Annotated in this window: 8 protein-coding genes and 4 tRNA genes; 2 read left to right on the plus strand and 10 right to left on the minus strand. The window is 57.7% G+C overall.

The genetic code is table 11. The features are described from left to right. Window positions 1-45 precede the first annotated feature (45 nt). Entirely contained in the window at window positions 46-1389 is a 1344-nt protein-coding gene (gene nhaA, locus QYQ93_RS18275) for a Na+/H+ antiporter NhaA (RefSeq protein ID WP_338475201.1), read from the plus strand. An 80-nt stretch (window positions 1390-1469) separates the two neighbouring features. On the opposite strand, the gene QYQ93_RS18280 is transcribed toward nhaA, so the two are convergent. The 10 genes from QYQ93_RS18280 to QYQ93_RS18325 form a co-directional block, all read right to left on the minus strand. After that, window positions 1470-3344: a SurA N-terminal domain-containing protein gene (locus QYQ93_RS18280; protein WP_057013457.1), complete on the minus strand. Its 1875-nt coding sequence runs from the start codon at window positions 3342-3344 to the stop codon at window positions 1470-1472. A gap of 230 nt (window positions 3345-3574) precedes the next feature. Further along, window positions 3575-3847 (minus strand): HU family DNA-binding protein, encoded by a 273-nt coding sequence (locus tag QYQ93_RS18285; RefSeq protein WP_003174819.1) that lies wholly within the window; start codon window positions 3845-3847, stop codon window positions 3575-3577. Between the two features lie 148 nt (window positions 3848-3995). Next, a complete protein-coding gene (lon, locus tag QYQ93_RS18290; protein ID WP_043048705.1) occupies window positions 3996-6392 on the minus strand; it encodes an endopeptidase La in 2397 nt (798 codons plus the stop codon). A 188-nt stretch (window positions 6393-6580) separates the two neighbouring features. Then, entirely contained in the window at window positions 6581-7864 is a 1284-nt protein-coding gene (gene clpX / locus QYQ93_RS18295) for an ATP-dependent Clp protease ATP-binding subunit ClpX (protein WP_017136464.1), read from the minus strand. 112 nt (window positions 7865-7976) lie between these two features. Beyond that, window positions 7977-8612, minus strand: a complete 636-nt coding sequence (gene clpP, locus QYQ93_RS18300; RefSeq protein ID WP_043048706.1) for an ATP-dependent Clp endopeptidase proteolytic subunit ClpP — start codon at window positions 8610-8612, stop codon at window positions 7977-7979. A gap of 91 nt (window positions 8613-8703) precedes the next feature. Then, window positions 8704-10014 (minus strand): trigger factor, encoded by a 1311-nt coding sequence (gene tig, locus QYQ93_RS18305; protein ID WP_124378521.1) that lies wholly within the window; start codon window positions 10012-10014, stop codon window positions 8704-8706. A 400-nt stretch (window positions 10015-10414) separates the two neighbouring features. Beyond that, a tRNA-His gene (locus QYQ93_RS18310) sits at window positions 10415-10490 on the minus strand. A 78-nt stretch (window positions 10491-10568) separates the two neighbouring features. Continuing rightward, window positions 10569-10653: transfer RNA gene (locus QYQ93_RS18315), tRNA-Leu, on the minus strand. A gap of 56 nt (window positions 10654-10709) precedes the next feature. Then, window positions 10710-10785, minus strand: a tRNA-His gene (locus QYQ93_RS18320). Window positions 10786-10817: 32 nt separating this feature from the next. Next, window positions 10818-10894 (minus strand) — tRNA-Arg (locus QYQ93_RS18325). Window positions 10895-11169: 275 nt separating this feature from the next. On the opposite strand from QYQ93_RS18325, the gene folD reads away from it, so the two are divergent. Further along, window positions 11170-12024, plus strand: a complete 855-nt coding sequence (gene folD, locus QYQ93_RS18330; protein WP_043048708.1) for a bifunctional methylenetetrahydrofolate dehydrogenase/methenyltetrahydrofolate cyclohydrolase FolD — start codon at window positions 11170-11172, stop codon at window positions 12022-12024. The last annotated feature ends 161 nt before the right edge of the window (window positions 12025-12185 follow it).

The raw sequence follows: 12185 nt of genomic DNA on the forward strand, positions 1-12185 counted from the left end.
AGGTTAAAAGCCAAGCATTGGTCGGGCCGCCAATGGAGATTTGTCGTGCCTGATAAACACCCTGCGATCCCTCGCCCTCAACGTCTGGCTGAGGGCGCGTTGTCTGCCCTTGAGCGCTTTTCCCGTATCGAAGCCGTCAGCGGTATCGTCCTGCTGCTGGCGGCCATTGCGGCGCTGATCTGGGCCAACAGCCCCGCCGCGGCGTCCTACGAGCACTTCTGGAACACCCCCATCACCCTGGGGCTGGGCGACTACAGCGTCTCACGCTCCCTGCACTTTCTGGTCAATGACGGGCTGATGACTATCTTCTTCCTGGTGGTCGGTGCCGAGATCCGCCAGGAAATCAAGGACGGTGCCCTCGCCAACCTCAAGCTCGCCACGCTGCCGTTGGGCGCGGCGCTGGGCGGCGTGCTGATGCCGGCGCTCATCTACACCCTGCTCAACCACGGCACTGGCGCCGCGAGTGGCTGGGCCGTGCCCACCGCGACCGACATCGCCTTTGCCGTGGGCGTGCTGGCGTTGCTGGGCAAATCGATTCCCAGTGGCGTGCGTATCCTGCTGCTGGCCCTGGCGATCATCGATGACATCGTGGCGATCCTGATCATCGCTATCTTCTTCACCGCTAGCCTGGATTACATGGGGCTGGTGATTGCCGTAGGCGGCCTGGCCCTGGTGCTGGTGTTTCAGCGCATGGGCATCGGCAAGGCCGCGATCTATCTGCTGCCAGGCGCGATTGTCTGGTTTGGCCTGCTCAAGACCGGCGTGCACCCTACCCTCGCCGGGGTCATCCTTGGCTTGATGACGCCGGTCAATTCCAAGCCCACCACTGAACGTCCGCTGGAGACCATCGAACGCACGTTCAACGAACTGATGGAGCGTTTTTCGCAATCGTCAGAAGGCCCCCAACAGGTTGCCCAGCCCCTCAAGCAACTGCGCGAAGCCCAGCGGGAAATATTGCCGCCGGTGCAACGGGTGCAGTCGGCGCTGCACCCATGGGTCGCGTTCGGCGTGATGCCGCTGTTCGCGCTGGCCAATGCCGGAGTGAGCCTGGACGGTTTCAACCTGGATGACCCGCTGGCCCACGGCGTGTTCATGGGTGTCATCTTCGCCCTGGTGCTCGGCAAGCCGTTGGGCGTGATGCTGGCGAGCCTGGCCCTGGTCAAGCTCAATATCTGCAAGCTGCCCGATGGTGTGACCTGGACCGGGGTGGGCCTGGTCGGCCTGTTGGCGGGGATCGGTTTCACCATGTCGATCTTTATCTCTTCCCTGGCCTTCTCCGACCCGGCCCTGCTGTCGGCTGCCAAGCTGAGTGTATTGGCCGCTTCAACCCTGGCGGCGCTGATCGGCCTGACCTGGGGCAAGCTCAAGTTCGCCGGCAAGCCTACTTAAGACGAGTTCAGCAGCGCTTTAACGAGAGCAAAAAAAGACCCCGGCCTTTTCAGGACGGGGTCTTTTTATTCAGGCCGGCATCAGTATTTCTTGATGTCTGCCTGGGTTTCCAGCTGCTTGCGGTACGCCGCGAAGTCCTGCTGGCCGATACGGGAAGCGAGGAAGCGACGGTATTGCGCCTTTTCTTCGTCCGTAGGCGCTGCCGCTTCGTTGACGCCGTTCAAGCGCACGATCACCAGGCTGCCATCGCGCAGGGTCACGGTGGTGAAGGTCGGCTTGTCCTTGGCCGCAGGCTTGGGCATGCGGAACAGGGCTTGCAGCACGGCCGGGTCGATGGATTCCTGACCACGGGTCGCCGCTTCGGTGACCTTCCAGGCTTGGCCGTCGATCGGCTGGTCCAACGCGGTCTTGCCGTCGCGCAGGCTGGCGATCAACTCGTCAGCATGGGCCTTGGCAGCAGCACTCGCGCGCTCCTTGGTCATCTGTGTGCGAATGGCGGCCTCGACCTTCTCGAGCGGCAGTTGGGCCGGCTTGAGATGCTCCTTGGCACGCAGCACGATGATGGTTTCCGGGTCCAGTTCGATGGCGCTGCTGTTGGCACCTTCATCCAGCACTTCCGGGCTGAATGCGGCGGTGACCACGGCACGGTTGGCCGCGACACCTTCGCCACCTTCGCGGCCAAATGGCGCGGAGGTGTGCACGGTCAGCTTCAGGTCAGATGCCGGCTGGGCCAGGTCGGACGCTTCGAATGCCGCATCTTCCAATTGCTTGGTCGCTTCGACAAACCGCTGTTCTACCTGCTGGGTCTTGAGCTCGCGGGTCAGCTTGTCTTTCAGGCTGGCGAACGATGGCACCTCAGGTGCTTCAACGCCCAGCAACTTGATCAAGTGCCAACCGAAAGCGCTGCGCACCGGCGCCGATACCTGGTCTTGCTTCAAGCCGTACAGGGCGGTTTCGAAATCCGGATCGTAAACGCCCGGACCGGCAAAGCCCAGGTCGCCACCATTGTTGGCCGAACCTGGATCCTGGGAGAACTCCTTGGCCAGGGCTTCGAACTTCTCACCCTTGGCCAGGCGCGCCTGGATCTCTTCGATCTTGGCCTTGGCTTGCGCCTCGGTGACCTTGTCGTTGACTTCAATCAGGATGTGCGCGGCACGACGCTGTTCAGCGAGGTTGGCGGTTTCCTTCTCGTAGGCAGCCTGCAGCTCATCGTCCTTGACGGTGACCTGGTCGAAGAACGACGACTTCTTCAGTTCCAGATAGTCGATGACCACCTGGTCCGGGGTCATGAACTCCTTGGCGTGCTGGTCGTAGTAAGCCTTGACCTCGTCATCGGTGAGTTTCACCGCCGCAGGGTCAGCCTTGATATTGACGGTGGCGAAATCGCGGGTCTGCTTTTCCAGACGGGCAAATGCCAGCACCTCGGCGTCGGTCACGAAGCCGCTGCCGGCGATACCTGCGCGAACCTGGCCGATCAGCATTTCCTGAGTCAGCATCTGACGGAATTGCATACGGCTGTAGCCCAGCTGACGGATCACCTGGTCAAAGCGTTCGGCGCTGAACTTGCCGTCCACCTGGAATTCCGGCGTCTGCAGGATCACCTGGTCCAGTGCCGCTTCCGAGAAGCCGAACTTGGAATCCGCAGCGCCTTGCAGCAGCAGCTTGCGATCGATCAGGCCCTTGAGGGCGGCGTCGCGCAGCAGTTTTTCATCCAGCAGGGAAGCGTCGAAATCCTTACCCAACTGTTGCATCAGCTGGCGCCGTTGCATGTCGACAGCCTGGCTCAATTCGGTCTGGGTGATTTCCTCCCCGTTGACCTTGGCCACGTCCTGCTTGTTGTTACCCGAAGCCTGGAAAATAGCCTCGATACCGGTGAACGCCATCAATGCGACGATGATCCCGATAATAGTCTTGGCAATCCAGCCTTGTGAATTGTCCCTGATATTTTGCAGCATGCGTCCCCCAGAAACGGTTGAACTTCAAATTTAGGCAACCGTGGAGCGTGGGTAGAGTCCGGATAGAAGAAAGGCGCATCCGAGGATGCGCCTTCTCGTAACTGGCGGAGCGGACGGGGGTTAGAACCCACACCCCCGGCATGGCGACCCAATGGATATGTGGGTCAGCTGCCGCTCCGCTGCCAGGCCAGACCTGCGTCTAACCCGGGTAGGTAAGGCAAGAACGAAGCTTAGTTAACCGCTTCTTTCAGAGCTTTACCGGCTTTGAAACCTGGTTTCTTGGCAGCAGCGATTTGCAGTGCTTTACCGGTCTGTGGGTTACGGCCAGTGCGAGCTGGGCGATCGGTCACAGAGAAAGTACCGAAGCCTACCAGTACCACGGAGTCGCCGGCCTTCAGAGCGCCAGTGACGGATTCGATTACTGCGTCCAGCGCACGGCCAGCAGCAGCTTTCGGGATATCAGCGGATGCGGCGATAGCATCAATCAGTTCCGACTTGTTCACTCTAAGTCCCCTTATATATCTATTGAGTATGATTCTAAGTTTTTTGGTAAAAGCAAAAACCAGTGCTGAATGGCCTACAGACACTTAAGAGCCGCTTTATAACAAGGGCTCTAAAAAGCTGTCAAGGAAGCCCCCAGGCTTTAACACATTAATGCGTGCTAATTCTTTCCTTGGAATCGGACTCGCGTTTTTCGTCCTTCGCGACTATCTCCGGAGCCACATCCGGCAAGGGCTCCGGCGCGTATTGCAGCGCAATTTGCAGGACCTCGTCAATCCATTTAACCGGTTTAATCTGAAGATCCTGCTTGATATTGTCAGGAATTTCCTTCAAATCGCGAACATTCTCTTCAGGAATGATCACTGTCTTGATTCCACCCCGGTGTGCGGCGAGTAATTTCTCTTTCAGACCACCGATCGCCAATACCTGGCCACGCAGGGTAATTTCCCCGGTCATTGCCACGTCGGCGCGCACAGGAATGCCGGTCAATGCCGACACCAGGGCCGTGCACATGCCTACACCAGCGCTGGGGCCATCCTTCGGAGTCGCCCCTTCCGGCATGTGGATGTGGGTGTCGTGCTTCTCGTGGAAGTCCAGGGGGATGCCCAGGCTGCGGGCGCGACTACGCACCACGGTCTGCGCGGCCGTAATGGATTCGACCATCACGTCACCCAGGGAGCCGGTCTTGATCAATTGGCCTTTGCCCGGAATTACCGCGGCTTCGATGGTCAGCAATTCGCCACCCACCTGGGTCCACGCCAGGCCAGTCACCTGCCCGACCTGATCCTGCTGCTCGGCCAGGCCGTAGCGGAATTTCTTCACGCCCAGGAAGTGTTCCAGGGAGTCAGCAACCACCTTCACCGAGAAGCGTTTTTCCAGGGCATGTTCCTTGACCGCCTTACGGCAGATCTTCGCAATCTGGCGTTCGAGGCCCCGCACGCCGGCCTCGCGGGTGTAGTAACGCACGATGTCGCGGATCGCCTCGACGTCAAATTCGATCTCGCCCTTCTTCAGGCCGTTGGCTGAAATCTGCTTGGGCGCGAGGTATTTCACCGCGATGTTGATCTTCTCGTCTTCGGTGTAGCCCGGCAGACGAATCACCTCCATCCGGTCCAGCAACGCTGGTGGAATGTTCATGGAGTTGGAGGTGCACAGGAACATTACGTCGGACAGGTCGTAGTCGACTTCCAGGTAATGGTCGTTGAAATTGTGATTCTGCTCTGGATCGAGCACCTCGAGCAACGCCGACGCCGGGTCGCCACGCATGTCGCTGCCCATTTTGTCGATTTCATCGAGCAGGAACAGCGGGTTGCGCACACCCACTTTTGTCATCTTTTGAATCAATCTTCCTGGCATCGAACCGATGTAGGTACGGCGATGACCACGGATTTCCGCCTCGTCACGCACCCCGCCCAGGGCCATGCGCACAAACTTACGGTTGGTCGCGCTGGCAATCGACTCCGCCAGGGAGGTTTTACCTACACCCGGAGGGCCGACCAGGCACAACACCGGGCCACGGATTTTCTTCACGCGCTTTTGTACAGCGAGGTACTCGAGGATGCGTTCCTTGACCTCCTCGAGGCCGTAGTGGTCGGCATCGAGGATCTCTTCGGCACGGGCCAGGTCCAGGCGCACCTTGGTCTGGGCTTTCCACGGCACCTGCACCAGCCAATCGATGTAGGAGCGCACCACGGTGGCTTCGGCCGACATCGGTGACATCTGCTTGAGCTTGTTCAGCTCGGCGGTGGCCTTGGTCAAGGCGTCTTTCGGCAGGCCAGCGGCGTCGATACGCTTTTTCAGCTCTTCGATTTCGTTGTGGCCTTCCTCACCGTCACCGAGCTCTTTCTGAATGGCCTTCATCTGCTCATTCAAGTAGTACTCGCGCTGGCTGCGCTCCATTTGTTTCTTCACGCGGCCGCGGATGCGCTTCTCGACCTGCAACAGGTCGATTTCGCCATCGAGCAGCGCCAGCACGTGTTCGACACGTGCCGGCAGGTCGATGATTTCGAGGATGTCTTGCTTCTGCTCGATTTTCAGCGCCATGTGCGCCGCCATGGTGTCGACCAGGCGGCTTGGCTCATCAATGCTGTTGAGGGAAGACAGGACTTCAGCCGGGACTTTCTTGCCCAACTGCACATATTGCTCGAACTGCGAGAGCAGGCTGCGCACAAACACCTCGGATTCGCGCTCCGGGGCTTCGAGTTCTTCAATCAGCGCCACTTCGGCGCGCAGGTGACCATCCACCTCCATGAAACGTTCTACCGCGCCGCGCTGCTCGCCTTCCACCAGCACCTTGACGGTGCCATCAGGCAGCTTGAGCAATTGCAGTACGGTCGCAACGGTGCCGACGCGATACAGGGCGTCTTCGCCCGGATCATCATCAGCAGGATTCTTCTGGGCCAACAGCAGGATTTGCTTGTCGCCCGTCATCGCGGCCTCGAGGGCTTCGATAGACTTCTCGCGCCCCACAAACAGCGGGATAACCATGTGCGGATAGACGACGACATCACGCAACGGCAGGAGAGGCAATTCGATGGTTGTCTTCATGATTTCGCCTCTATGACAGTTGAAAAGTAAGCTTGAAACCAAGATGGGGGTTCGATGCAAAAAAAACAAGCTCAATGCCAGCAGTTAAACGCATGAATAAACGCGAATTTAACCGCTACTCAGAGAATGCACCCCAAAAAACAAGGGGCCCCTTAAGGCCCCTTGCTTGTACTGCGACTGCTGGACGCTTACGCGTCTGGCGCAGCCTTGGCAGCCGGCTCACTGTTTTCGTAGATATACAGTGGCTTGGACTTGCCTTCAATAACGCTTTCGTCGATCACCACTTTACTCACCTCAGACTGCGAGGGGATTTCGTACATGGTGTCGAGCAGCACGCCTTCAAGAATCGAACGCAGGCCTCGCGCACCGGTCTTGCGCTCCAGTGCCCGCTTGGCCACCGACTTGAGTGCGTCGGTGCGGAACTCGAGGTCTACGCCTTCCATCTCGAACAACTTGGCATATTGCTTGGTCAGGGCGTTTTTCGGCTCGGTGAGGATCTGAATCAGAGCAGCCTCATCCAACTCATCCAGCGTGGCCAGGACCGGCAGACGGCCAACGAATTCCGGGATCAGCCCGAACTTGACCAAATCGTCAGGTTCGACTTCACGCAGGGACTCGCCCACCTTCTTGCCTTCTTCCTTGCTGCGCACTTCCGCGCCAAAACCAATGCCGCCACGGGTGGAGCGCTGCTGGATAACCTTCTCCAGCCCCGAAAACGCACCGCCACAGATGAACAGGATGTTACGCGTATCAACCTGAAGGAATTCCTGCTGCGGATGCTTGCGGCCGCCTTGGGGCGGTACGGAAGCAACCGTGCCTTCGATCAGTTTCAACAAGGCCTGCTGCACGCCTTCACCGGAAACATCCCGGGTAATCGACGGGTTGTCGGACTTGCGCGAAATCTTGTCGATTTCGTCGATGTAGACAATACCCATCTGGGCCTTCTCTACGTCATAGTCGCATTTCTGCAGCAGTTTCTGAATGATGTTCTCGACATCCTCACCCACGTAGCCAGCCTCGGTGAGGGTGGTGGCGTCGGCAATGGTGAACGGAACGTTCAACAGGCGGGCGAGGGTTTCTGCAAGCAGGGTTTTACCCGAGCCTGTAGGACCGATCAGCAAGATATTGCTCTTGCCAAGCTCAACTTCGTCGCCTTTCTTGTCACGCTGGTTCAGGCGCTTGTAGTGGTTGTACACCGCTACGGCCAGAACCTTCTTTGCACGCTCTTGACCAATCACATACTGGTCAAGGATGCCGCTGATTTCTTTAGGCGAAGGTAATTTATGCGCGCTGCTCTCGGCCTGCGCTTCCTGCACCTCCTCGCGGATGATGTCATTGCACAGGTCGACGCATTCGTCGCAGATAAACACCGAGGGGCCGGCAATCAATTTGCGTACTTCATGCTGGCTTTTGCCACAGAAGGAACAATAGAGCAGCTTGCCGTTGTCCTCGCCGTTGCGGGTGTCAGTCATTCGTTCGATCCAAATCCGATAGGCTTGCAACACAAGATGAAGGCTTATGCGGGCTTTTTCAAGCCCGCCAGTGGTCGGACATGCCGACCAGCCCTATTTTGAGCGGCTTATATTAAGCGGGGCGCTTGTCGATCACTGCGTCGATCAACCCGTATTCCTTGGCGGCTTCAGCGCTCATGAAATTGTCACGGTTGGTATCGCGCTCGATTTCTTCCAGGGTGCGCCCGCTGTGGTGGGCCATCAGTTTATTGAGGCGCTCGCGAATGAAGAGGATTTCCTTGGCATGGATTTCAATATCCGACGCCTGGCCCTGGAAACCGCCCAGTGGCTGGTGAATCATCACACGCGAGTTCGGCAGGCAGTAACGCTTGCCCTCGGCACCTGCGGTCAGCAGGAACGCGCCCATGCTGCAGGCCTGGCCGATACAGGTGGTCGACACGTTTGGCTTGATGAACTGCATGGTGTCGTAGATCGACATGCCCGCGGTCACCGAGCCACCCGGCGAGTTGATGTAGAGATGGATGTCCTTGTCCGGGTTTTCCGCTTCAAGGAACAGCAGTTGCGCACAGATCAGGTTGGCCATGTAGTCCTCTACCGGGCCCACCAGAAAGATCACTCGCTCCTTGAGCAGGCGCGAGTAGATGTCGTAGGCGCGTTCGCCACGAGCGGACTGCTCGACAACCATCGGGACCAGGCCGCCTGCGGCCTGGATATCAGAGTTCTGCTGAATATAGGAATTACGGAACATGCTCTGCAGTTACTCCCAAATAGTCATGTCTTGAAAACGCATAAGCCAGCGCGAGGCTGGCTTATGGTTGAATTTCCAACGAGTTGGACAATCAGTCGGCTTGTGCTGCTTCCGCCGGTTTGACTGCTTCTTCGTAAGAGACCGCTTTATCGGTCACCTTAGCCTTCTGCAGAACAGTATCCACAACTTGTTCTTCCAGCACAACCGAACGTACTTCGTTCAGTTGCTGGTCATTCTTGTAGTACCAAGCCACGACCTGCTCTGGCTCCTGGTAGGCGGAAGCCATTTCCTGGATCATTTCGCGAACACGGTCTTCGTCTGGCTTGAGGTCGAACTGCTTGACCACTTCGGCCACGATCAGGCCCAGCACAACGCGACGCTTGGCTTGCTCTTCGAACAGCTCGGCCGGCAGCTGGTCAGGCTTGATGTTGCCACCAAACTGCTGCACAGCTTGTACGCGCAGGCGATCCACTTCGTTGGACAGCAGCGCCTTAGGCACTTCGATCGGGTTGGCGGCCAGCAGACCGTCCATGACCTGGTTCTTGACCTTGGACTTGATTGCCTGACGCAGTTCACGCTCCATGTTCTTGCGAACTTCGGTGCGGAAGCCTTCGATGCCGGTTTCCTTGATACCGAACTGAGCGAAGAACTCTTCGTTCAGTTCTGGCAGCTTAGGCTCGGAAACGCTGTTGACGGTCACGGTGAACTCGGCGGCTTTGCCAGCCAGGTCCAGGTTCTGGTAGTCAGCCGGGAAAGTCAGGTTCAGCACGCGCTCTTCGCCGGCCTTGGCGCCCACCAGGCCATCTTCGAAACCCGGGATCATGCGGTTGGAACCCAGTACCAACTGGGTGCCCTTGGCCGAGCCGCCAGCGAAGACTTCGCCGTCAACCTTGCCAACGAAATCGATGTTCAGCTGGTCTTCGTTCTGGGCAGCGCGGTCGGCCACTTCAAAACGGGTGTTCTGCTTGCGCAGGATTTCCAGCATGTTGTCCAGGTCCGAATCAGCCACTTCGGCGCTCAGGCGCTCGATGGCGATACCGTCGAAACCGGCCACTTCGAACTCTGGGAACACTTCGAATACGGCAACGTATTCCAGGTCCTTGCCCGCTTCCAGGGACTTAGGCTCGATCGAAGGCGAGCCAGCCGGGTTCAGCTTCTGCTCGACAACAGCCTCGTAGAAGGAAGACTGGATCACGTCACCCACAGCTTCCTGGCGTGCATCAGCACCAAAACGACGCTTGATTTCGCTCATCGGCACTTTGCCTGGACGGAAACCAGCGATCTTGGCCTTCTGGGCAGTCTGCTGCAGACGCTTGTTGACCGCAGTCTCGATACGCTCTGCCGGCACGGTGATGCTCATGCGGCGCTCGAGAGCAGTAGTATTTTCAACAGAAACTTGCATGGATATTCCTCGTTGCACAGACATTAGCCGGCCATTTCCGACCCCAATCAAGGGCATGCATTCTAGTGGGTCAAACTCAAGAAGTCACCCTACTGAGAATACACCGGAAAACCGCCGGCAATTTATCGGTACGAAGGCACTGAAGTACCTCGCCCCGGTGACAAATACCGCCAATTGCGCCAGGGCTCTGCGCCGCCTCTTTATATATAGAAGGCGAAGCCGTTCATCTCCCTGACGGCCCGCCCTGCGAACAGAGTAGGCAGGCAGCGCGGCATCATCGAGATACACAAATACGATGAAACGCCCTGCCGATGCGGCCCAGTACCTGCGACCGCCGAAATATTCAAACCGCTGAAACCAAAAAAGGCGCCAGACTGTTAAATCTGGCGCCTTTCGAATATGGGGTGGACGAAGGGGATCGAACCCTCGACAACGGGAGTCACAATCCCGTGCTCTACCAACTGAGCTACGCCCACCATATTGCGTTAACAAAGAAACCAAACCACTTCTTCTTTGTCGAGCCCTACTGACCTGACGGCCGAGTAAAGCTTAATTGGTGCGGATGAAGAGACTCGAACTCTTACGCCTCGCGGCGCTGGAACCTAAATCCAGTGTGTCTACCAATTCCACCACATCCGCGCTTGAAGCTCTTAAAGCAAAGGCGCCAGATGATTAATCTGGCGCCTTTCAAAATATGGGGTGGACGAAGGGGATCGAACCCTCGACAACGGGAGTCACAATCCCGTGCTCTACCAACTGAGCTACGCCCACCATATAGCGCTACTTGTGCCAAAGCTGCCTAATGGCGCACCCGGCAGGACTCGAACCTGCGACCATCCGCTTAGAAGGCGGATGCTCTATCCAGCTGAGCTACGGGCGCCTTATTAATCTGTACTCTTTAAGGATTACAAACTAAGTGCTTCCAGCCTTGCAGGACAACTATTCTGCTCGACCTTCTTAACCAGTGCTAGGCTGTGCCCGACAAGTGCGACGAATAGTATAGAGCCCCCGGAAACCCGTCAAATCTTTTTTGAAAAAAACTGATTTTATTTAAGGGGTTAGGGCAATTTGCAGACCAAGCGCCTTTGCCCTCGCGCCTTGGCGTGCGAGAATGCGCGCACTTTTCTTCCCCCTCTCGATGGTTAATCACGCGTAATGACTGCACAACTTATCGACGGCAAATCAATCGCCGCCAGCCTGCGCCAGCAGATCGCCAAACGAGTCACCCAGCGCAGCCAGCAAGGCCTGCGCACCCCGGGCCTCGCGGTGATCCTGGTCGGCAGCGATCCTGCCTCTCAGGTTTATGTCTCGCACAAGCGTAAAGACTGTGAAGAGGTCGGCTTTATTTCCAAGGCCTATGACTTGCCTTCCGAGACCACCCAGCAGGCCCTCACCGACCTGATCGACGGCCTCAACGAAGACCCGGCGATCGATGGCATCCTGCTCCAACTGCCATTGCCCGAGCACCTGGACGCGTCCAAGTTGCTGGAGCGTATCCGCCCGGACAAAGACGTCGACGGTTTCCACCCTTATAACGTTGGCCGCCTGGCCCAGCGCATTCCGTTGCTGCGCCCCTGCACACCCAAAGGCATCATGACCCTGCTGGAAAGCACCGGTGTCGACCTGTACGGCCTCGATGCCGTTATCGTCGGCGCATCCAATATCGTCGGTCGCCCGATGGCCATGGAGTTGCTGCTGGCCGGTTGCACCGTGACCGTCACCCACCGCTTCACCAAAGACCTTGCCGGCCACGTCGGTCGCGCCGACCTGGTAGTGGTGGCTGCCGGCAAGCCGGGGTTGGTCAAGGGTGAATGGATCAAAGAAGGCGCCATCGTCATCGATGTGGGCATCAACCGCCAGGACGACGGCAAGTTGGTTGGCGACGTGGTGTATGAAACCGCCCTGCCCCGCGCCGGCTGGATTACGCCGGTTCCAGGCGGGGTCGGCCCGATGACCCGGGCCTGCCTGCTGGAAAACACCCTGTACGCTGCGGAAACCCTGCACGGTTAATAACCAGGCGTAATGAAGAAGCCCTGCCTTATCGCGGGGCTTTTTATTGCTCGCTAAAAAAGCGTTTTTTGTTAGTTTTTAAGCACTTTCGTCTGGTTCTAGAAGAACATTCGACAGTTCTTCATCCATACTCCTAAAATGTAACGCCATTTATCATAAAA

The organism is Pseudomonas khavaziana, assembly GCF_036704165.1.
Lineage (GTDB): Bacteria > Pseudomonadota > Gammaproteobacteria > Pseudomonadales > Pseudomonadaceae > Aquipseudomonas > Aquipseudomonas khavaziana.